The sequence below is a fragment of the Microvirga rosea genome, assembly GCF_020595095.1.
Classification (GTDB): Bacteria; Pseudomonadota; Alphaproteobacteria; order Rhizobiales; family Beijerinckiaceae; genus Microvirga; species Microvirga rosea.
This window is the reverse complement of the sequence record NZ_JAJDOP010000007.1, coordinates 101120-122310: the sequence shown is the minus strand read 5'-3', so window position 1 is coordinate 122310 and position 21191 is coordinate 101120. Positions and strand designations below refer to the sequence as shown.

Genomic DNA, 21191 nt, shown 5'->3' with positions numbered 1-21191 from the left:
GGCCCGGATCGCTCCGGGCCGTTTGTCTTATTCCTCGTCTTCGTCGGGACGCTTGAGCTGCTTGAGCTTGGCGAAGACCGAGTTGACGTCGATCTCTTCTTCGGGAGCCGGTTTGGGACGGCTCATATCCGCAAACGGCTCGTCGCGCTCCGGTTCGGCGGTCGAGATTTCGGCCGGCATGAGGGTGCCTCCCTCCTGCGGCGCCACGACGGCGTGCGGACGGTCCTTCGCGGCGCGCTGGACCTCGAAATCCAGGTCGATCTGGGAGCACAGCCCGAGCGTCACCGGATCCATGGGGGACAGGCTGGCGGAGTTCCAGTGGGTGCGCTCGCGAACCTGCTGGATCGTGGTCTTTGTGGTGCCGACGAGACGCATGATCTGGGCGTCCTTCAGCTCGGGATGGTTGCGCACCAGCCAGAGAATCGCGTTGGGGCGGTCATGGCGGCGCGAGACGGGCGTATAGCGCGGTCCCTTCTTGATCCGCTTCTGCTCCGGAAGCTTCACGCGGGATTCGGCCATCCTGAGCCGGTAATTCGGGTTGTCCTGCGCCTTCTCGATTTCCTCACGGGTCAGCTGGCCCGTGGTTACCGGATCAAGGCCCTTGATGCCGGTCGCGACCTCGCCGTCGGCGATGCCCTTCACCTCGAGGGGGTGGAGCTTGCAGAACTCGGCGATCTGGTCGAACGACAGCGATGTATTCTCGACGAGCCACACGGCCGTCGCCTTCGGCATCAGCGGTCCTTGGGACATGGGCTTAACTCCTCCAGGCCGGGCGCCGGCTCTTCGGCGCCGCACGGCAAAACTCTCCTGCGCTCCGTCCCGGCCGGGCCGGAGCGATCTCGTCTCACATTGTGAGGGAAACAAGGTGATTATAGGGAGCCTGTCTCCGTGTTGCAATTCTTAAAGGGTGAGGACGATCTTTCCGATGTGCTCCCCGCCGTCCATGCGGGCATGGGCTTTGGCGACGTCGGCGAAGGGAAAGGCCGAATCCATCACGGGTTTGACCCGGCCCTTTGCCAGGAGCGGCAGCACCTTTTCTTCCAGCTCCCGGGCGATGACGGCCTTCTCCGCGACGGAGCGTGGCCGCAGGGTCGAGCCGGTGTGCGAGAGGCGCTTGACCATCAGGAGGCGGAAATCGACCTCGGCCCGGCTGCCCTGGAGAAAGGCGATCTGAACGATGCGCCCATCCCGGGCCGCAGCCTCGTAGTTCCGGGAGATGTAGTCGCCGCCGACCATGTCGAGGATGACGTTCGCGCCTCGCTTGTCCGTGATGTCCTTCACGGCGGCGACGAAATCCGTATCGCGATAATTGATGGCGTGGTCGGCCCCGAGCCTGAGGCAAGCCGCGCATTTGTCGGCGCTTCCGGCGGTCACGATGACCTGGGATCCGAAAGCCTTGGCGAGCTGAATCGCCGTGGTGCCGATGCCGGATGATCCTCCATGGATCAGAAGGGTTTCGCCCGGCTGAAGGCCGCCGCGCTGGAAGACATTGGTCCAGACGGTGAAGAAAGTCTCGGGGACGGCGCCTGCCTCTTCCATGGAAAGCCCCGCCGGGACCGGAAGCGCATTGCTTTCATGGACGACCGCATAATCCGCGTAGCCGCCGCCCGGCACGAGGGCCATGACCTTCGTGCCGACCGGGAACCGCGAGGCGCCGGGGCCGGTTGAGGCGACCTCGCCGGCGATCTCCAGCCCCAGGATGTCCGGCGCGCCGGGCGGTGGCGGATAGGTGCCCTGACGCTGGGCCACATCCGGACGGTTGACGCCGGCAGCCTGGACCCGAACCAGAATTTCGCCGTCTCCCGGGCGCGGGACCGGACGCTCGACCACCTGGAGGACCTCCGGCCCTCCGGCTCCTTGTGCAACAACGGCGCGCATCGTGTCAGAAATTGCCCCCATTCGGTCCTCCTTCGGTCAAAGGTTGATGGATATAGGGCAAGAGTGGCAAGGTGCGCACCGCGCTCTATCCTTATGGCAGCGTGAGGAAGGAGGATGTCATGGCTTTCGATCCTTTGGACGAGGAAACCCGTACCCACCCCGTGGGCCATGAGTTCGGCCAGGACCTCTCGGTGCTGTCGATCGACGAGATCGACGAGCGCATTTCCATGCTGGAGCGCGAAATCAACCGGTTGAAGGAAGTCAAGCGCGGCAAGGAAAGCTCGAAAGCCGCCGCGAGCGCCTTCTTCAAGCTCGGCACATCGTAAGCGGCGCTTAACCGGACCTTAAGGTTTCCAGACGATTATGATGGACATCCAGTCTTCCTCTGGATGTCGAGTGGCTCCTGTCACTCTGTTTGACGCCTCCCTGTGATGACTTGAGCCGCCTCGGGCGGCTCTATTTTTAACTGCTCTTTTTTCGCTTAACCTTAAGAAACGGTTAGCTGAGCATCGAACCAAGAGCCGCTCTATAGTGTTCTTCTGACATGAGAGCTCTCAGGCCGAGACCGCGGCCGGAGATTTGCGTCTATGGGGAGATGGCCAGTGAGCGAACCCGATGTGATCAAGCTTAGTACCGGAACCGTCCCGTTCGGGCACAGCTTCGTCCATTCGGACGCTTTCAAGGCTTTGTTCCAGGAAGGGATGGAGCTGGTGGAGGACACCGCCAGCTATCTCGACGGCCAGGGCCGCACCGATTCCAAGCTTCTGCCCCGGGACGGGGTGATCGCCTATGCGACGGAGAGCATGCGGCTCACCACGCGCCTGATGCAAATTGCCTCATGGCTGCTGCTGCAGCGCGCCGTTGCGGAAGGGGAGATCACGCCCGATCAGGCCCAGCTGGAGAAGAACCGAGTTCATCTGACCCGGCAGGATACGGTCACGACCATCGACGATTTCGAGGCCCTGCCGGTGCGCCTTCGCGAGCTCATCGGCCTCGCGACCCGGGTCCATGCCCGCATCCTGCATCTCGAACGCCTGATGAGCGAACCGGAGACGGTCCCCGTGGCGCCCCGCGCCAACCCGGTTGCCGCCCAGCAGCGCCTCCTCGAGCAGGTCTTCGGCGGGGGCTAGACGGAGCTGCCGCCGACGCAAGCCTTGCAGGCAAAAGAAAAGCCCCGCGCTGCGGGGCTTTTGTATGAGCTCCGCAGAGCCGAAGACGACTTACTTCTTGCCGAACGACAGATTGCCGAACTTCGAGTTGAAGCGCGACAGGCGGCCGCCACGGTCGAGCAGCTGCTGCTGGCCGCCGGTCCAGGCCGGATGGGTGTTCGGGTCGATGTCAAGGTTGAGCGTGTCGCCCTCTTTGCCGTAGGTGGACCGGGTGGTGTACTCGGTGCCGTTGGTCATCACGACCTTGATGAAATGATAATCGGGGTGGTCGGTTTCTTTGCGCGCCATTGCCATATCCTCTTGCGGTCCGCCAGCGTGTGCCCGCAGCCTAATGATCGAGCCTGTCTTGAAAGGTTGCGGGCCTATACCTTACTTGGAACCCTGAAACAAGTCGGGACAGGGATTCTCGCCCTTTGAACGCCCGTCTCCCGAAACGACAGTGATATGGCCTCTCATCCCGACGGTTCGCAACGCTCCAACGCCGCCTTGAGTTCTCTCAGGCCTCTTCTCCCTTACGCTCTCGCCTACAAGGGGCGCATCCTGGCGGCTCTTGCCGCCCTCGTCCTCGCCTCCGCGATGACGCTGGTCATGCCGGTCGCGGTCCGCCGGGTCATCGATCTCGGCTTTACCGACGGGGGCAGGGGCCTCATCAACGCTTATTTCGGCGTCCTCATCCTGGTGGTCGGGCTCCTCGCCCTCGCAAGCGCTTCCCGGTATTACTTCGTCATCACCCTCGGCGAGCGCGTGGTGGCGGATCTGCGCTCGGCCGTGTTCAGGCACCTGACCTCCCTCGATCCGGCCTTCTTCGACCAGACCAAGAGCGGCGAGATCGTATCCCGCCTCACCGCCGATACGACCCAGGTCAAGGCCGCTTTCGGGGCCAGCATCTCCATCGCCCTGCGAAACCTCTTCCTGTTTCTCGGGGCCGTCGCCCTGATGATCGTCACGAGCCCGAAGCTCTCGGCCCTGGTGCTGATCGCGATTCCGGTCATCGTTCTGCCTCTCGTGGTGTCCGGCCGCGCCGTGCGGCGGCGCTCACGGGCGGCGCAGGACCGGCTTGCCGACGCCTCGGCCTACGCGGCGGAGGCCATCGGAGCCGTTCGGACCATGCAGGCCTTCGGCATGGAGCGTCAGACCGCGCTGCACTTCGCCTCGGCGGCGGAGGAAGCCTTCGATGCCGCCCGCTTGTCGACCACCATGCGGGCTTTTCTGACGGGAATCGGCTTGTTCCTGGTGTCGGCCAGTGTGGTTGGGGTGCTGTGGTACGGCGCCCAGGACGTGATGGCCGGGACCATGACGGCCGGTCAGCTTTCCCAGTTCGTGCTTTATGCGGTCTTCGCGGCCAGCTCCCTCGGGCAGCTCTCGGAGGTCTACGGAGAGCTGGCGCAGGCTGCCGGCGCGGCGGAGAGGCTCGGGGAAATCCTGGCCGCCAAGCCTGCGATCGAGGCGCCCCCCGCGCCAAAGGCGCTTCCGCAGCCGTCTCTCGGGACGGTCGCGTTCGAGAACGTGCATTTCGCCTATCCGACCCGTTCCGAGCAGCAGGCGCTGCACGGCCTCACGTTCCGGATGGCTCCCGGCGAGCGGGTCGCCCTGGTCGGCCCTTCGGGTGCCGGGAAAAGTACCGTGCTTCAGCTGCTCCTGCGCTTCTACGATCCGCAGCAGGGCACCATTCTGGTGGACGGCATTCCGATCAAGGACACCGATCCCCTGGCCTTGCGTCGGCGGATGGCCCTGGTGCCGCAGGAGCCGACCGTTTTCGCCGCAAGCGTTTTCGACAACATCCGCTACGGCCGCCCGGAGGCCTCGGAGGAGGAGGTTCGCCACGCCGCCGAGCTTGCCTCCGCGGATGGATTCATCCGCGCCTTGCCGCAAGGTTATGCGACGCAGATCGGGGAGCGGGGCGTGACCTTGTCCGGCGGTCAGCGCCAGCGTCTCGCCATTGCCCGGGCCATTCTGAAGGACGCGCCGATCCTCCTTCTCGACGAGGCGACCTCGGCCCTGGACGCGGAAAGCGAGAAGAAGGTGCAGGTCGCCCTCGACCGGCTTATGCAAGGACGGACGACCCTGGTCATCGCCCACCGCCTCGCCACCGTCCGTTCCGCGGACCGGATCCTGGTCATGGAGGGAGGGTGCATCGTGGAGGAGGGCACGCACGACACCCTCCTGGCCGCCAGCGGGCTCTATGCGCGCCTGGCCCACCTCCAATTCACCGACGAGCACGGGCGAGCTCAAGCCGCCGAGTGAGCGAAATCGAACCGAACCTTGGCTCCGGAAGTTGATAATGGGCGCCGGCACACCCGCCGGTCCATGCAGCGTCAGGAGATCAGGATGGCTGACAGTCTGAACAAACGGCACCCGCAGGACGCCTCCCGGATCAATATCCACGAGGACTGGGAGGTCCGTTACTGGACCGACAAGTGGAGCGTATCCCGGCAGGAGCTGATGGACACGGTCAAGCGGGTCGGCGTTCAGGTCGCCGATGTCGCGAAGGCGCTGGGCAAGAACCACTGAGCCGGCCGCCACTGAGCTGCCGGTGAGCCGGACCCGCTAGCGCTCCGTCAGCTTCAGCTCGATCCGGCGATTGCGGGCATGGGCTTCCTCGGTCGTCCCGAGATCCAGCGGCTGGTATTCCCCGAAGCCCGCCGCGAGCAGGTGTTGCGGATGGACGCCCCGGGCCGCGAGGGCCTGGACGACCGCAATCGCACGCGCCGCCGAGAGGGCCCAGTTCGACGGGAATTGCGACGTGGCGATCGGGCGTGCGTCCGTATGGCCGTCCACGCGGACCACCCAGGGAATATCGGGCGGAATCTGTCTTTGCAGCTCGACGAGGGCGCTGGCGATCCGATCGATCTCATCGGACGCTTCCGGCTTCAGATTGGCTTGGCCGGCCGGGAACAGGACCTCGGACTGAAATACGAACCGGTCGCCCACGATCCGCACGTCGGGCCGGGTCCCCAGGATCTGCCTGAGACGCCCGAAGAAATCGGAGCGGTAGCGGGCCAGCTCCTGGACACGCTGCGCGAGCGCCACGTTGAGGCGGCTGCCGAGGTCGGCGATCCGCGCCTGACTTTCTTTGTCTCGGCTTTCGGACGCCGCAAGGGCTTCCTCCAGGGCGGCGAGTTGGCGGCGCATGGCGGCAATCTGCTGGTTCAGGATCTCCACCTGGCTCAAGGCCCGGCCGGTTGCCTGGCGCTCGGCCTCCAGGGCCGTGTTGAGCTCGCCCGCCTTGGCCTGAACGTCGCCGCCGCTCTCGATCAGGCTTTGGAGCCGCGCCCGGTCGGCCTCGGCGGCGCTGAGGGTGCTCTGAAGAGCCGTCAGGTTTTCTTCGCTGGTGCGGCGGCTCGATTTCTCGAGCGCCAAAAGGTCCGTCAGCTCGGCGATCTGGCGGTTCAGGCGGTCCAGAACCGTGTCGCGGCTCGACAATTCCCTGGACAGGAAGAACTGCCCGACCATGAAAACCGAGATCAGGAAGACGATGGACAGGAGCAGGGTCGACAGCGCATCGACAAAGCCGGGCCAGTAATTCAGCTGGCCCTGCCGGCTCCGGCGGCGCCCCCCTGTGCTCGCGACAGGCATCAGGGCAGCCTTTCGCGGGAGAGACGGTCCAGGACCTGCTTGAGTTCCTTCTCGCGGGCGGCCTGGGCTTCCACCCAGTCGCGGATCATCTGCTGCTCGGCGCGCATGTGCTGCACGAGACCCTGGACGCCCTCGGCCAGGTTGGCCATGGCCTGGGTCGACGCCCGTCCGTTCGCACCGTCGTTGACCGCGGCGGTCAGCCGGTTGAGTGCCACGGTGATGTCGTTGGGCATCGCGCCGGTCCGCAAGGGCGAGTCGGGCTGTATGTCGGTGGTGGAGGTGGCGAGCCAGTCCTCCAGCTCCGTATAGAAGCGATTCTGCGCCTGCCCGGCCTGAAGGTCGAGAAAGCCGAGCACCAGGGAGCCGGCGAGGCCGAACAGGGAGGCCGAAAACGACAGCCCCATGCCCTGGAGCGGTCCGGCCAGGGAGTTCTTCAGCTCGTCGAACAGCACCGCCGTATCCTGGCCGGTGCGAAGGGACGAAATGATGCGGCCGACGGAGCCCACCGTATCGATGAGGCCCCAGAACGTGCCGAGCAGGCCGAGAAAGACGAGCAGGCCCGCGAGATAGCGCAGGATCTCACGGCTCTCGTCGAGGCGCGCCCCGATCGAATCCAGAAGCGAACGGGTGGCGGCCACGGACAGCAGCGACTGGGAGGAGCGGTTGCTGATGAAGGCGGCAAGGGGCGCGAGGAGAACCGGCGTGGTCGGCTGAATGAGCCCTTCTTCCGTCTGGCGCAGGGTGTTGACCCAGCGCACCTCGGGAAACAGGCGCCATACCTGACGGATGGCAAGGATGATGCCGATGAACATCACGCCGATGATCAGGCTGTTGAGGCCCGGATTGGCCATGAAGGCGTTCCAGACCTGTTTGTAGAGGATGAAGGCGACAAACCCTGCCAGGATCAGGAAAACCGCCATGCGGATAAGGTAGATCCGCGGTGGGGTAAGGGTCTGATCGTCCATCTGGATCCTGCTCGCTGAGGCCTCTCGACCGTTCTAATGTGACCGGACGGGGTGGCAGGATCAAGCGTTGCCGCAAAATCCCTTGGTGCCACGAACAGAAATATCAGCTTTTTGACTTCTTCAAGAGCGCGAGCAGCTCCCGATGCAGAACTTCGTTTCCGCAGGCCACGCTTCCGGTCGCAAGCGGATTGGGACCGCCGTCCGCGTCGGAAATGAAGCCGCCGGCCTCGCGGATCATGAGAATGCCCGCCGACACGTCCCAGGAATTCAGCCCGCGCTCCCAATAGGCGTCGAGGCGGCCGCAAGCCACGTAGGCGAGGTCGAGGGCAGCCGCACCCCAGCGGCGCATGCCGCCCGCATAGCCCATCACGACGGATGATTCGCGCAGGAACAGGCCGTGGTCGCCCTTGCCGATATGGGGCAGGCCGCAGGCGATCACGGCGTCCGCCATGTCGTTGCGGGCCGCGACGCGAATGCGGCGGTTGTTGAGATAGGCGCCCTTGCCCTTCTCGGCGATGAAAAGCTCGTCCTTGGCCGGATCGTAGATCACGCCCGCCACCACCTGGCCGTCCCGCTCGAGGCCGACCGAGAGCGCGAAATGGGGCAGGCCGTGGAGGAAGTTCGTGGTCCCGTCGAGCGGATCGATATGCCAGCGGTGGCTTTGATCCTTGCCTACGACGACTCCGCTCTCCTCCATCACGAAACCGTAATCGGGACGGGCCTTTTCGAGAGCCTCGCGCAGGATCTTCTCGGCCTTGCGGTCGGCGGCGGAAACGAAATCGCCCGGGCCCTTGCGGGACACCTGCAGGTTTTCCACCTCGCCGAAGTCGCGCTTGAGCGAGCGCGACGCCTTCATTACGGCATCGGTCATGACGGTCATGAGAGGCGAGCGGATCATGGGCGGACGGTCCTGAAATGGGCGGGGGAATGTGATCCGGATGGACCACGGGTGGGAGCGAAGGTCAAGGGTTGCAGCTCACCGGGCGCCGAGGCGCTCCGCCGCGACCTTCTCGGCACGGGTCTTCTCGTCGGCCGTCATATCCTTCAGGGCGTCGTCGAGCCAAGGGTCCTTCAGCCCCTGTGCCGAAGCCAGAAGATGCCAAGCCGCCGCGTCGACCTTGTTCTGAGGCACGCCCCGGCCGGCCGCGAGCATGCGGGCGAGACGGTTCTGCGCAATCGCATTGCCTTTCGCGGCCGCGCTGCGGAAATACCGGGCCGCCCTGGATTCGTTTTTCGTGATGCCCTCGCCGTTGAAGAGCAGGATGGCGTATTCGACCTCGCCGATCGAGCTTCCGTTGCGGGCGGCGCGCTCGAAATAATGCGCCGCCTGGGCCGCGTCGCGCGTTACCCCGCGACCCTGGAGATAGAGCACCCCCAGGGCATGCTGGGCGTCCGAAACCTCCGCGTCGGAGGCCTGCCGCAGCAAGGCCGCGGCTTTGGCCAGCTCGGCGTCGCTGCCGGTCGTCAGAAGCATCAGGGCGAGATTGTAGGATGCCACCGGCTCGTCCTTGGCGGCGGCCTGTTCAAGCCATGTCCGCGCCTGAGCCGGGTCCTTCTTCATGCCGCGCCCGTCGAGAGCCATCAGCCCGAGGGAGGCGAGGGCATGGGCATCCCCGCGCTCCGCGGCGAGGCGATACCAATCCGCCGCCTTCTCGGGGCTCAAGGGAACGCCGAGTCCCTGATTGTAGAGTTCCCCCAGCAGGGTCATGGCGGGAGCGTCGTTCTTGTTCTTCTCGACCCGCAACGTCGCTTCACGAAAGGCCAAGAGATACTGCCCCCGCTGATACGCCCCAAAGGCGAGATCGGGTTCCGCATGGGCCATCGTCGCCGACCCGCCGATCAGCAGGGCCGCGAGGCACAGGGCGATACGCATCAGGACAAGGCCTCCTGCGCCGTGATCAGCGTCGCGGCCTCCGCGACGGCCTTGCCGGGCCCCTCCGGGTGGGACCAGACGACATCCCCGAGGGCGATGAACTCGGCTCCGGTGCCCGCAAGGGTCGTCACGGCTTCCATGGTGGGGGCAAAGACCACGCAAGGGGTTTCAAAAATTTCGGCCCACCAGGATGCCCGTTCGACCACGGTGTCGAGGGACGGCAGGGACCCGTCCGGTCGCGGCTCCCCGAACATCAGGTAATCGACCCCGGCTTCGCCCATGGTCATGGCGTCGTCCTTGGTCCGGAGCCCGCCGACGCCGATGGCCCGTTCGGTCTTCAGACGGTCCCGCAGCTCCTTGATGCGGCCGCTGCTGCCTGACAGGTGAATGCCGTCCGCCCCGCCGCGCGCCGCGATCGCCGCGAGGTCCGCCTCGCCCTCAACGGCGATGACGGCGGCCGCCTCGGCTTCCTGAACGGAAGGTACAAGGGCCTTCACCTGGTTGATGAGGCTGCGCTCGTCGGCGGAGCCGAGGCGCAGCAGCACGGCCGCCACCTGGCCGCCGGCGCAGGCTTCCGCCAGGCGCGGCGCAAGGGAGGCGTCCGTCAGGAGGGGAGTGACGAGGTAAAGACGGGCGGAGGGCTCTGCCATGGTTCTCGGATTCTTCAGAAGGTCCAGACATCCCCATAACGAAAACGGGGCCATCTTGCGAGGCCCCGTTCTGCGATGGGATTGAGGCGAAAGCCTGATGACCTACTCGGCGGCCTGCCGGCTCGCGCTGAAGGTCGGGTCGAGTTCGCCCGACGCGTAGCGCTTGGCCATCTCGGCGAGGGTGAAGACCCGCTTGATCTTGGAGGCCTGACCGGCGGTGTTGAACTCCTCGAGGCGCTGCTTGCAGAGCTTGGTCATCGCCTCCATGGCGGGCTTCAGATATTTGCGCGGGTCGAATTCGCCAGGATTCTCCGTGAGAATCTTGCGGATCTGACCGGTCATCGCCATGCGGTTGTCGGTGTCGATGTTGATCTTGCGCACGCCGTGCTTGATGCCGCGCTGGATTTCCTCCACCGGCACACCCCAGGTCGGCTTCATCTGGCCGCCATACTGGTTGATGATGTCCTGAAGATCCTGCGGCACCGACGAGGAGCCGTGCATCACCAGATGGGTGTTCGGAAGCTTGCGGTGGATCTCTTCGATGACATGCATCGCGAGGATGTCGCCGTCCGGCTTGCGGGTGAACTTGTAGGCGCCGTGCGAGGTGCCCATGGCGATGGCGAGGGCGTCGACCTTGGTCTCGGCCACGAACTTCACCGCCTCGTCCGGATTGGTCAGGAGCTGGTCGTGGGACAGCTTGCCCTCCGCTCCGTGGCCGTCCTCGGCCTCGCCCATGCCGCTCTCCAGCGATCCGAGCACGCCGAGCTCGCCCTCCACCGAGATGCCGCCGAGATGAGCCATCTCGACCACTTTCCGGGTGACGCCGACATTGTAGTCCCAGTCGCCCGGGGTCTTGCCGTCCGCTTTCAGCGAGCCGTCCATCATCACCGAGGTGAATCCGGCCTGGATCGCCGTCATGCAGGTGGCGGGCTCGTTGCCGTGATCGAGGTGCACGCAGATCGGGTTCTGCGGATAGATCTCCGTCAGCGCGTCCATCATGTGCTTGAGCATGACGTCGTTGGCATAGGAGCGCGCGCCGCGGCTGGCCTGGATGATGACGGGCGCATCCACCTCGCTGGCCGCCGCCATGATGGCCAGCGCCTGCTCCATGTTGTTGATGTTGAAGGCAGGCACGCCGTAATCATGCTCGGCGGCGTGATCCAGAAGCTGCCTCAAGGTAATGCGCGCCATCTCTTCCTCCTGATTGGGCGCGCTACTCAAGCGCGCCGAAACTGAACCGTGGCTTAAGCTCTCAGAGCTTCAACACCCGGCAGCGACTTTCCTTCGAGCCACTCGAGAAAAGCACCGCCTGCCGTTGATACATAGGTGAAGCTTTCGGCAACGCCAGCGTGGTTGAGGGCCGCCACCGTATCGCCGCCGCCCGCCACCGAGACGAGCTTGCCTTCCTTTGTCCGCGCGGCGGCATGGCGGGCCGCCGCGACCGTGCCCTGGTCGAAGGGAGCGATCTCGAAGGCGCCGAGCGGGCCGTTCCAGACCAGCGTCTTGGCGTCGTTGATCGCCGCGTTGACCCGTTCCACCGACTGGGAGCCCACATCGAGGATCATCTGATCCTCCGGGATCGCGTCGATGCCGTAGGTCTGGTTGTGAGCGCCTGCCTTGAACTCATAGGCGCAGACGCCGTCGACCGGCAGAATGATGGCGCAGTTGGCATCGCGGGCCTTTTCGATGATGCGCATCGCCGTGGCCGCCAGCTCCTTCTCGGCCAGGGACTTGCCGACGGTAAGGCCCGTGGCGTGCAGGAAGGTGTTGGCCATCCCGCCGCCGATCACCAGGGCGTCGACCTTCTGAACGAGATTTTCGAGCAGATCGATCTTGCTGGAGACCTTGGCTCCGCCGACAATGGCCACGAGGGGCCGCTGCGGAGCCTCGAGGCCCTTGGTCAGGGCATCGAGTTCCGCCTGCATCGTGCGTCCCGCATAGGCCGGCAGCACATGGGCGAGGCCCTCCGTCGACGCATGGGCGCGGTGCGCGGCCGAGAACGCGTCGTTCACGTAAAGATCGCCGAGCTTGGCCAGCTCCGCGACGAAATCCTTGTCGTTCTTCTCCTCGCCCGCATGGAAGCGGGTGTTTTCCAGGAGCAGAACCTCGCCGTCCTTGAGAGCCGAAACGGCCTGGGCGGCCGGTTCGCCGATGCAATCATCGGCGAACGCGACGGGTTTATCGAGGTGCTGTGCGAGCGCCTCCGCAACCGGCTTCAGGGAGTCCTTGGCGTCGCGGCCTTTCGGCCTTCCGAAATGGGCGAGCAGGATGACCCGCCCGCCTTTCTCGGCGATTTCCTGGATGGTCGGAAGGACGCGCTCGATGCGCGTCGCATCCGTCACTCTGCCGTTCTCCATGGGGACGTTGAGGTCCACCCGGACGAGAACGCGTTTTCCTTTGACGTCAGCCTGATCGAGGGTGCGGAAGGCGGTCATGAAAGCCTCCCTCAGATGAGCTTCGCCAAGGCAACGGCGGTGTCCGCCATCCGGTTCGAGAAGCCCCACTCATTGTCGTACCACGACAGGACGCGGACGAAATTGCCCTCCATCACCTTGGTCTGATCCAGGTGGAACACGGAGGAATGGGGATCGTGGTTGAAGTCCGACGAAACGTTGGGCTGGTTCGTATAGCCGAGGACGCCCTTCAGCTCCTGCTCGGCCGCGCGCTTGATCGCCTCGTTGATCTCTTCCTTCGTGGTCGTCTTCTTGGCGACGAACTTGAAGTCGACCACGGAAACGTTCGGGGTCGGGACGCGGATCGAGGAGCCGTCGAGCTTGCCGTTGAGCTCGGGCAGAACCAGGCCCACCGCCTTGGCGGCGCCGGTCGAGGTCGGGATCATGTTCAGGGCCGCCGCGCGGGCGCGGTACAGGTCCTTGTGCATCTGATCGAGGGTGGGCTGATCATTCGTGTAGGAATGGATCGTCGTCATGAACCCCTTCTCGATGCCGACCGCATCGTGCAGCACCTTGGCGACCGGCGCGAGGCAGTTCGTGGTGCAGGAGGCGTTGGAGATGACGACGTGGTCCTTGGTCAGCTTGTCATGGTTGACGCCGTACACGACGGTCAGATCGGCGCCGTCGGCCGGAGCCGACACGATGACGCGCTTGGCGCCGGCGGTCAGGTGCGCGGAGGCCTTCTCCTTCGAGGTGAAGATGCCCGTGCATTCCATTGCGATATCGACGCCGAGTTCCTTGTGCGGAAGGGTCGCCGGATCCTTGATCGCCGTGACCTTGATCTTCCGGCCGTTGATGACCAGGAAGTCCCCATCCACCGAGACGTCCGCCGGGAAGCGGCCGTGCACGGAGTCGAAGCGGAGCAGGTGAGCGTTCGTCTCGACCGGACCGAGATCGTTGATGGCAACCACCTCGATATCCTTGCGGCCGCTCTCCACGATGCCGCGGAGGATGTTGCGTCCGATGCGACCGAACCCGTTGATCGCGACCTTCACCGTCATAGCCTTAGCTCCCTTATGCGATGGGCTTGAATGTACTGAAGCCTCACAGATTGTGTGTTCTCAGGACCTGCTCGGCAACCGCCTCGGCGGTGATGCCGAAGTGCTTGTAGAGGTCCTTGTACGGCCCGCTGGCTCCGAAGCCGTGCATGCCGACGAAGATGCCGTCCGGACCGATCACCGCGTCCCAGCCGAAGCGGACGGCTGCCTCGACCGCGACCTTGACCGGCGCGTCGCCGATGATGCGGGCGCGGACTTTCTCGGGTTGAGCGAGGAAGAGGTCGAGCGAGGGCACCGAGACAACGCGTACGGCGAAGCTTTGTTCAGACAGAATTTTCTGGGCCGCAAGAGCGATCTCGACCTCGCTGCCGGAGGCGAAGATCGTCGCCCGCGCCTTGCCTTGAGCCGGAGACAGCTCATAGGCGCCGGTCGCCGACAGGTTCTCCCGGCCTGCGTCCTTGCGGACCTGAGGCAGGTTCTGGCGGGTGAGGGCCATCAGGGTCGGTCCATCCGTCCGCTCCAGCGCCAGCTGCCAGGCTTCCGCCGTCTCGACCGCGTCGGCGGGACGGAAGACGCGCATCTTCGGCATGGAGCGCAGGGCGGCCAGATGCTCCACCGGCTGGTGGGTCGGGCCGTCCTCGCCGAGGCCGATGGAATCGTGGGTCATCACGTAGACCACCGGAATTCCGGCAAGGGCCGCGATGCGCATGGCCGGACGGGCGTAGTCGGTGAAGACCAGGAAGGTCGCCCCCGCCGGCACGAGGCCGCCATGGAGGGCGATGCCGTTCATCGCCGCCGCCATGCCGTGCTCGCGGATGCCGTAATGGATGTAGCGTCCAGCATATTGGCCCGGAGAAATGGCCGACAGGTTCTTGGTCTTCGTGTTGTTGGACGGCGTCAGGTCCGCCGACCCCAGGACCAGCTCGGGCACCGCCTCGGTGATCACCTCAAGGGCAATCTCGCTGGCCTTGCGGGTCGCGACATTCTGCGGCTCGGCCGCGAGGCGCTCCTTCAGCCTGGCGACCGCGTCCGCCAACCCTTGCGGGCGCACGCCCTTGACCCGGCGCTCGAACTCTCCGCGCCTTTCGCCCGGAACGGCCTTCAGACGGTCGGTCCATGCCTTGCGCAGGCGGCGTCCTCTTTTGCCGGCCTTTGCCCAGGCATCACGGATATTCTCGGGGATCTCGAACGGAGCATGGTTCCAGCCGAGAGCCTTCTTGGCTCCCGCGAGTTCCTCCGCGCCCAAGGGTTCTCCATGGGCCTTCGAGGTGCCGGCTTTCTTGGGCGCGCCGAACCCGATGGTGGTGCGGCATGCGATCAGCGTCGGGCGGTCGGACTTCTGGGCGCGGGACAGCGCCCGGGCCAGGGCCTTCTCGTCATGCCCGTCGACCCGCACGGCACGCCAGCCGGCGGCCTCGAAGCGCTTTACCTGATCGACGGAGTCGGACAGCGACAGGGGGCCGTCGATGGAGATGCCGTTGTCGTCGAAGAGGACGATGAGGCGGTTCAGCTTCAGGTGGCCCGCGAGCGCAATGGCCTCCTGGCTGATGCCCTCCATAAGGTCGCCGTCGGAGGCCAGCACGTAGGTGCGGTGATCGACGAGGTCGTCGCCGTATTCCGCGTTGAGCATGCGCTCGGCCAGCGCCATGCCGACCGCTGTCGCGATGCCCTGGCCGAGGGGGCCGGTCGTGGTCTCGACGCCCGGGGTCATGAAGTTCTCGGGATGGCCCGGCGTCTTCGAGTCGAGCTGGCGGAAGCGCTTGAGCTCGTCGATGGTCATGCCCTTCACGCCGGTGAGGTGCAGCAGGGCGTAGAGCAGCATGGAGCCGTGGCCGGCGGACAGCACGAAGCGGTCCCGGTCGGGCCATGTGGGATCCGTGGCATCGTATTTCAGGAACTTCGTGAACAGGACCGTCGCCATATCGGCGGCGCCCATGGGCAATCCGGGATGCCCGGACTTGGCTTGCTCCACGGCATCCATGGCGAGAACGCGAACGGCGTTCGCCAGATCGGAGTGGGTGACACGATCGGCGGAAACGGTATTGGGCACGGCTTGATCCACAAAATCCTGACGGCGGGCCCTTGGGGGCCAAAGCCTATCGAAAAGAGCGTGGGCTCCTTAACACGGGGGAGGGGCGAGTCAAAGGCTCAAGGGTCTGAAATCCCCCATTGCCCGTTGCCGGTGGGCGGCGGGGGCCGTAGTGTCGTCAACGATTCCCGGAGGACAGATGACCGCCATTCTGGACGATGCGCTCAAACGGCTCGACGTGGCCGTGGGTCTCCTCGAGGCTTCCGTGCAGCGCCGTCTGGACATGGAGAAGCGGCGGGGGGATCTCGAAACGGAGCTCCAGCTCATGCAGGACGACAGGGCTCGCCTTGCGGTCGAACTCGATGGGGCGCTCACCCGGCTGCACCGGTTCGAAGCGGCGACGGACGATGTGAGCCAGCGCGTGCGGCAGGCGATCGGAGCGATCCAGTCCGTCCTGGTGCAGGCCGGGCAACTCGCGCCCGAGGAAACCTGACATGGCCCAGGTGACCGTGACCATTGCCGGAAAAACCTATCGCATCGCCTGCGGCGACGGCGAGGAGGGGCATCTCGAAGCGCTGGCGGCCTCCTATGACACCAAGATCGAGGAGATGCGCGCGGCTTTCGGGGAAATCGGCGAGATGCGGCTCCATGTGATGGCCGCCATCACCCTGGCGGACGAGATGCACGAGACCAGGAGCCGCCTCGCGGCCACCGAGGCCGAGCTGGCCGAACTCCGGCGTTTCGCCTCGCAGGGAGATGAGCGTACCCAGGCGATCGAGTCCCGTCTGGCCGAAGGCGTGCATCGGGCCGCCGAGCGAATCGAACTCCTGGCCCGAAGCCTCAACGCTCCCGGGCAGGGTTGACGCCGGGCAAGTCCTGCGCGCCGCTGCGGAAGGGCGTTGTCGACGGAAAACCCTTCTGATCTATTGCCAAGATGGCAGCTTTTTCCAAAACAGATGTGACGGCCCGGGTTCAGGAAGCCTGCCTGAACGGCTGGCCGGCCTTGCGTGAGGTCGCCCTCGACGGCTGGTTGCTGCGCTTTTCGCAAGGCTATACCCGACGGGTGAATTCGGTGAACATCCTGGCCCCGGGCGAACGCCCTCTGGACGAGAAGATCCGTTACTGCGAGGCGCTTTATGCCGACCAGGGATTGCCGACGATCTTCTGCGTTCCGACCACCGGCCTGATCCAGCTCGACCAAATCCTCGACCAACGGGGCTACGCCCCGCCCGAGGATGAGACCCGCGTGCTCCACGTGAGCCTCGAGCAGGGAGAGCCTGTTCGCTCGGAGGATGTGGCCCTGGACGAGGGCCGGCCGAGCGAGGATTGGCTGCAAACCCTCACGGATCTTCAGGGCCGCCGGGAGCGGGAGCGCCGTATTCACCGCCAGATCCTCGATGCCCTTGCGGTTCCGGCGGTCTTCGCAAGCGTCCCGGTCGGCGCCGGGCGGCTCGGGGCGATGGCCTTCGGGGCCGTGCATGACGGGATCGTCTGCGTCAATTCCGTCGCGACCGATCCGGAATTCCGCCGCCGAGGGCTTGCCCAGAAAACCATCGCGGCCATCCTTGCCTGGGCCCGCGATGTCCGGGGAGCCACGGGGGCCTGCGTGCCGGTTGCCGCCGACAACGCGCCCGCCGTCGCGCTTTATCAGGGGCTTGGATTTCGCGACGAGATCTTCCGCTACCACTATCGCCGCGCCGGGTGACCGGGACGCCGTGCGATATTCTCAAAATTCCTCTTCCCCCCGGCCCATTCGCTCCCTACATAGAACAGGCGGGGCTGCGGGGCGCGTTAGGAGTTCATTTCCCCGGGGCCTTATCGATCCTGAAGGGAGCTGTCCCTGACCCGGTCCGTGGACCGGGACATACGGCGCCCACCTACTTTGTAGGTTCCCGGGATCGCTTCTCCGACGGCTTTTGTGGCTCCGCACTTCATGACTTCTTCCTCTCTTCCCGAGCGCAAGGAACGGCTCCGCCGCGAGGCGTTCACCATTCGTGACGGTCTCGATCAAGCCTTTCGCACGAAGGCCGCGGACCGCATCGCCGAACGGGCCCTTTCCCTGGACGACCTGACGGATATCAATCCGGTCGGCAGCTACTGGCCGATCCGAAGCGAGGTCGATCCGCGTCCGCTGATGGAAGCGCTGACCGCCCGCGGCCAGGACGTGGCCCTCTCGCAGATTCTTCATCCGCACCTGAGCTTCCGGCTCTGGCGGCCGGGGGACGTTCTCGTGAAGGGCGGCTTCGGCGTCCGGGAACCGGGGCCCGACGCGCCGGAGGTTTTTCCCACGGCGCTCCTGGTGCCGCTTCTCGCCTTTGATCGGCGCGGAGGGCGGATCGGCTATGGCAAAGGACATTTCGACCGGGCTATCGCGGCTCTGGAGAAGACCCATCCGGTCTTGACCATCGGGCTCGCCTATGCGGTTCAGGAGATCGAAGAGGTTCCGGTGGAGCCTCATGACCGCTTCCTCGATCTCGTCATCACCGAAACCGAGCTTGTTCGCACCGCTCCCGCCCGTGGCCCATCGTAAGGACTGTTCATGCGTCTTCTGTTTCTCGGCGATGTGGTCGGACGGGCCGGTCGCAATGCGGTCATCGAGCGCCTGCCATCCTTGAGAGATCGCTGGCGTCTCGATTTCGTGGCCATCAACGGGGAAAACTCCGCCGGCGGGTTCGGCATCACCGAGGCGATCTGCGACGATCTGGTTCAGGCCGGCGCCGACGCCGTGACCCTCGGCAATCACAGCTGGGATCAGCGCGAGACGCTTGTCTTCATCGAGCGCCAGCCCCGGCTGCTGCGGCCCGTCAACTACCCGCCCGGAACGCCCGGGAGGGGCGCCAACCTCATCGAAAGCCAGTCCGGACACCGGATCCTCGTGATCAACGTCATGGGCCGCCTCTACATGGACGCCCTCGACGATCCCTTCGCGGCGGTCGATCGGGAACTCGATGCCTGCCCGCTCGCTCAAGTCGCCGATGCGGTCATCGTCGACGTTCATGCCGAGGCGACCAGCGAGAAGGAGGCGATGGGCCATCATCTCGACGGCCGCGCGAGCCTCGTGGTCGGAACGCACACCCATGTACCCACGGCCGATCACCGGGTGCTCCCGGGCGGCACCGCCTATATGTCGGATGCGGGCATGTGCGGCGATTACGATTCCGTCTTGGGCATGCAGAAGGAAGAATCCATTCGGCGCTTCCTGCAGAAAACGCCGGGACCGCGCATGGAGCCGGGCCTGGGAGAAGGAACGCTTTCGGGGATCGCGGTCGAGACCGACGACCGGACGGGCCTTGCCGTGCGCGTCGCCGCCGTACGTCTGGGGCCCTACCTCGAGGAATCCTGGCCGCGCTTCTGGGATTAGAAGCCCGTCCCCTTGGTTCACGGCAAAACGTGCCCATCTGTCTCCAGACGGAGACGCCAGTGGACGCCGAAAACCCGCAGACCCTTCATGATGTTCGTGACAACGATGCCTTGCCGGAGGCAGCACAGCATAAAAGCGTGTCGGCCGTTCTCAGGGCGGTGATCGACGGGGCCGAAGGCGAAACCATCACCATTGGCGAGATCATCGATGCCTTTGGCGAGCGCGCCTTCGGTTTCGTCCTGATCCTGTTCAGCCTGCCGAACTGCGTGCCCAACATTCCCGGAATCGCCGGGATCGTCGGCACGCCGGTTCTGATCTTCGGCATTCAGATGATGCTCGGACACCGGCATCCCTGGCTTCCGGGCTTCGTGAAACGGCGTTCGGTCTCGGTCGCGAAATTCAAGTCGCTTATCGACGTGGCGGAGCCGAGGCTGCGCTGGCTCGAAGGCTATTGCAAACCTCGGCTGCCGCAGCTTTTCAGCGTCATGGGCGACCGGATCGTGGGGCTCTTCGCCTTCCTGGTGGCAGTGTCGGTCCTGATCCCCTTTCCGGGCACGAATTTCCCGCCTTCCATCGCCCTCGTGGTGGTGTCGATCGCCGTCATGGAAGAGGATGGGTATCTCCTGCTGGTGGGCTATCTGATCGGGATCGCCGGGCTTGCCTATACGGCAACCGTCTTAGGGGCCTCCTACCATCTGATCCGGGCTGCCCTGACCAGTTGGTTCGGGATCTGATCGAGGGGGCTTTGCCTCCGGCGGTGAGCCGCCTTATAAGCCCTTCATCGTCAACATCCGCGGCCTGATGGGCTCTTGAACGCCAAGACGTTCTCGGTCGCGATCTGCGGAGGCCCCATGGCCGGACATTCACAGTTCAAGAATATCATGCACCGCAAGGGCCGGGTGGACGCCGTCCGCTCGAAGGTGTTCTCCAAGCTTGCTCGCGAAATCACCGTCGCGGCCAAGATGGGGCTGCCCGATCCGAACATGAACCCGCGCCTGCGTGCCGCGATCCTCGCCGCCCGCGCGGAAAACATGCCCAAGGACAACATTCAGCGCGCCATCAACAAGGCTGCCGGCAACGATGGCGAGAACTACGAGGAAATCCGCTACGAGGGCTATGGCCCGGGCGGCGCCGCCCTGATCGTCGAGGCGATGACCGACAACCGGAACCGCACGGCCTCGGACATCCGCTCCTATTTCACCAAGAGCGGCGGAAACCTTGCCGAAACCGGCGCCGTCTCGTTCATGTTCGACCGGGTAGGGTTCGTGGAGTTCGGCCCTGAGGTCGCAAGCGCCGACGCGGTGCTGGAGGCGGCAATCGAGGCCGGGGCCGATGACGTGGCGTCCACCGAGAACGGCCACGAGATCTACTGCGACCAGGGCTCGCTCAACGAGGTCACCAAGGCGCTGGAAGAGAAGTTCGGCGAGCCGAAGGCATCGAAGCTCATCTGGAAGCCTCAGACCCCGGTGGTGGTGGACGACGAGGCGGGCGAAAAGCTGATGAGGCTCATGGAGACCCTCGAGGAGCATGACGACGTGCAGAACGTCTACGGCAATTTCGAGCTGTCCGAAGCGCTGATGCAGAAGATGGCAGGCTGAATGTGAGCGAGCGCGTCCGCATCCTCGGTCTCGACCCCGGCCTGCGCAACACGGGCTGGGGCGTCATCACCGTCGAGGGGACGAGGCTCTCCTTCATCGCCTGCGGGGTCGTGACCTCCGATGGGGATCTGGGCCTCGCCCAGCGCCTCAAGCAGCTTCACGACCGCCTTACGGAGGTGGTCCGCACCTGGACACCCGACGAGGTCGCCGTCGAGGAGACGTTCGTCAACAAGGACGCGCAGGCGACCCTCAAGCTCGGCCAGGCCCGCGCCATGTCGCTCCTGGTGCCGGCGCTCCACAACCTGCCCGTGGCGGAATACGGCGCGAACCAGGTGAAGAAGACGGTGGTGGGCGCCGGCCACGCCGAGAAGGACCAGGTGCAGGCCATGGTGAAGATCCTGCTGCCCAAGGCCGACTTCAAGAAAGCGGATGCCGCCGACGCGCTCGCCATCGCCATCGCCCATGCGCACCATCGCAAGGCGCGGGCTTTGGTGGCCAGCCTTTAATTTGTTACAGAACAACCACTGTCATTCCGGGACGGTGGAGCGAAGCCCGGAACCCATGAACACCGGCAGAGCAGAAGACAGAACCGTCAGCGGTTATGGATCCCCGCCTTCGCGGGGATGACAGTGGAGGGGATA

General features: G+C 65.1%; 24 protein-coding genes and 1 other RNA gene. 13 read left to right on the top strand and 12 right to left on the bottom strand.

The features are described from left to right. Positions 1-27: 27 nt before the first annotated feature. Positions 28-750 carry a DUF1013 domain-containing protein gene (locus LJD17_RS17670; protein ID WP_227385527.1) on the bottom strand — a complete coding sequence of 241 codons (723 nt, stop codon included), beginning with the start codon at positions 748-750 and terminating at the stop codon, positions 28-30. Positions 751-900: 150 nt separating this feature from the next. After that, positions 901-1899, bottom strand: coding sequence for an NAD(P)H-quinone oxidoreductase (locus LJD17_RS17665; RefSeq protein ID WP_227385526.1), 999 nt, complete (start codon positions 1897-1899; stop codon positions 901-903). Between the two features lie 98 nt (positions 1900-1997). Between LJD17_RS17665 and LJD17_RS17660 the strand changes: the two genes are divergently transcribed. After that, positions 1998-2204 carry a DUF1192 domain-containing protein gene (locus LJD17_RS17660; RefSeq protein ID WP_227385525.1) on the top strand — a complete coding sequence of 69 codons (207 nt, stop codon included), beginning with the start codon at positions 1998-2000 and terminating at the stop codon, positions 2202-2204. 276 nt (positions 2205-2480) lie between these two features. Beyond that, positions 2481-3008, top strand: a complete 528-nt coding sequence (gene rcdA, locus LJD17_RS17655) for a protease adaptor protein RcdA (protein WP_227385524.1) — start codon at positions 2481-2483, stop codon at positions 3006-3008. Positions 3009-3098: 90 nt separating this feature from the next. Here the strand turns inward: rcdA and rpmE are convergent, their stop codons facing one another. Next, positions 3099-3335, bottom strand: a complete 237-nt coding sequence (gene rpmE, locus LJD17_RS17650) for a 50S ribosomal protein L31 (RefSeq protein WP_227385523.1) — start codon at positions 3333-3335, stop codon at positions 3099-3101. 156 nt (positions 3336-3491) lie between these two features. On the opposite strand from rpmE, the gene LJD17_RS17645 reads away from it, so the two are divergent. Then, the gene (locus LJD17_RS17645; protein WP_227385522.1) at positions 3492-5291 is read left to right on the top strand and encodes an ABC transporter transmembrane domain-containing protein; all 1800 of its coding nucleotides are present in this window, start codon (positions 3492-3494) and stop codon (positions 5289-5291) included. An 84-nt stretch (positions 5292-5375) separates the two neighbouring features. After that, positions 5376-5558, top strand: a complete 183-nt coding sequence (locus tag LJD17_RS17640) for a DUF3606 domain-containing protein (protein ID WP_227385521.1) — start codon at positions 5376-5378, stop codon at positions 5556-5558. Between the two features lie 36 nt (positions 5559-5594). On the opposite strand, the gene LJD17_RS17635 is transcribed toward LJD17_RS17640, so the two are convergent. From LJD17_RS17635 to tkt, 9 genes are all read right to left on the bottom strand, one after another. Next, the gene (locus LJD17_RS17635) at positions 5595-6623 is read right to left on the bottom strand and encodes a peptidoglycan -binding protein (protein WP_227385520.1); all 1029 of its coding nucleotides are present in this window, start codon (positions 6621-6623) and stop codon (positions 5595-5597) included. Beyond that, a complete protein-coding gene (locus LJD17_RS17630; RefSeq protein ID WP_227385519.1) occupies positions 6623-7588 on the bottom strand; it encodes a flagellar motor protein MotA in 966 nt (321 codons plus the stop codon). Before LJD17_RS17630 ends, LJD17_RS17635 begins: the two co-directional genes overlap by 1 nt. Before the next feature lie 103 nt (positions 7589-7691). Continuing rightward, positions 7692-8486 carry an inositol monophosphatase family protein gene (locus tag LJD17_RS17625; protein ID WP_227385518.1) on the bottom strand — a complete coding sequence of 265 codons (795 nt, stop codon included), beginning with the start codon at positions 8484-8486 and terminating at the stop codon, positions 7692-7694. Between the two features lie 78 nt (positions 8487-8564). Then, positions 8565-9461 (bottom strand): tetratricopeptide repeat protein, encoded by an 897-nt coding sequence (locus LJD17_RS17620; protein WP_227385517.1) that lies wholly within the window; start codon positions 9459-9461, stop codon positions 8565-8567. Continuing rightward, the gene (locus tag LJD17_RS17615; RefSeq protein ID WP_227385516.1) at positions 9461-10111 is read right to left on the bottom strand and encodes a thiamine phosphate synthase; all 651 of its coding nucleotides are present in this window, start codon (positions 10109-10111) and stop codon (positions 9461-9463) included. Before LJD17_RS17615 ends, LJD17_RS17620 begins: the two co-directional genes overlap by 1 nt. 102 nt (positions 10112-10213) lie before the next feature. After that, entirely contained in the window at positions 10214-11302 is a 1089-nt protein-coding gene (fba, locus tag LJD17_RS17610) for a class II fructose-bisphosphate aldolase (RefSeq protein ID WP_227385515.1), read from the bottom strand. A gap of 53 nt (positions 11303-11355) precedes the next feature. Next, complete coding sequence (locus tag LJD17_RS17605) at positions 11356-12546, bottom strand: phosphoglycerate kinase (protein WP_227385514.1); 1191 nt, start codon at positions 12544-12546, stop codon at positions 11356-11358. A gap of 11 nt (positions 12547-12557) precedes the next feature. Beyond that, on the bottom strand, positions 12558-13565 hold the full coding sequence (gene gap / locus LJD17_RS17600; protein WP_227385513.1) for a type I glyceraldehyde-3-phosphate dehydrogenase: 1008 nt from the start codon (positions 13563-13565) through the stop codon (positions 12558-12560). 43 nt (positions 13566-13608) lie between these two features. After that, complete coding sequence (gene tkt / locus LJD17_RS17595) at positions 13609-15543, bottom strand: transketolase (protein ID WP_406600839.1); 1935 nt, start codon at positions 15541-15543, stop codon at positions 13609-13611. Between the two features lie 247 nt (positions 15544-15790). Between tkt and LJD17_RS17590 the strand changes: the two genes are divergently transcribed. The 9 genes from LJD17_RS17590 (at position 15791) to ruvC (ending at position 21056) form a co-directional block, all read left to right on the top strand. Beyond that, a complete protein-coding gene (locus LJD17_RS17590; RefSeq protein ID WP_227385511.1) occupies positions 15791-16084 on the top strand; it encodes a DUF4164 domain-containing protein in 294 nt (97 codons plus the stop codon). Between the two features lies 1 nt (position 16085). Continuing rightward, positions 16086-16454 (top strand): cell division protein ZapA, encoded by a 369-nt coding sequence (locus LJD17_RS17585; protein ID WP_227385510.1) that lies wholly within the window; start codon positions 16086-16088, stop codon positions 16452-16454. A 71-nt stretch (positions 16455-16525) separates the two neighbouring features. Beyond that, positions 16526-17296, top strand: a complete 771-nt coding sequence (locus LJD17_RS17580) for a GNAT family N-acetyltransferase (RefSeq protein ID WP_227385509.1) — start codon at positions 16526-16528, stop codon at positions 17294-17296. Between the two features lie 68 nt (positions 17297-17364). Further along, positions 17365-17520, top strand: a non-coding RNA gene (ssrS, locus tag LJD17_RS17575) — 6S RNA. 4 nt (positions 17521-17524) lie between these two features. Then, on the top strand, positions 17525-18121 hold the full coding sequence (locus tag LJD17_RS17570; RefSeq protein WP_227385508.1) for a 5-formyltetrahydrofolate cyclo-ligase: 597 nt from the start codon (positions 17525-17527) through the stop codon (positions 18119-18121). 9 nt (positions 18122-18130) lie between these two features. Continuing rightward, positions 18131-18952, top strand: coding sequence for a TIGR00282 family metallophosphoesterase (locus tag LJD17_RS17565; protein ID WP_227385507.1), 822 nt, complete (start codon positions 18131-18133; stop codon positions 18950-18952). 59 nt (positions 18953-19011) lie between these two features. Further along, positions 19012-19686 (top strand): exopolysaccharide biosynthesis protein, encoded by a 675-nt coding sequence (locus LJD17_RS17560; protein ID WP_227385506.1) that lies wholly within the window; start codon positions 19012-19014, stop codon positions 19684-19686. A 117-nt stretch (positions 19687-19803) separates the two neighbouring features. Then, positions 19804-20550, top strand: coding sequence for a YebC/PmpR family DNA-binding transcriptional regulator (locus tag LJD17_RS17555; protein WP_227385505.1), 747 nt, complete (start codon positions 19804-19806; stop codon positions 20548-20550). A 2-nt stretch (positions 20551-20552) separates the two neighbouring features. Next, positions 20553-21056 (top strand): crossover junction endodeoxyribonuclease RuvC, encoded by a 504-nt coding sequence (gene ruvC / locus LJD17_RS17550; protein ID WP_227385504.1) that lies wholly within the window; start codon positions 20553-20555, stop codon positions 21054-21056. The last annotated feature ends 135 nt before the right edge of the window (positions 21057-21191 follow it).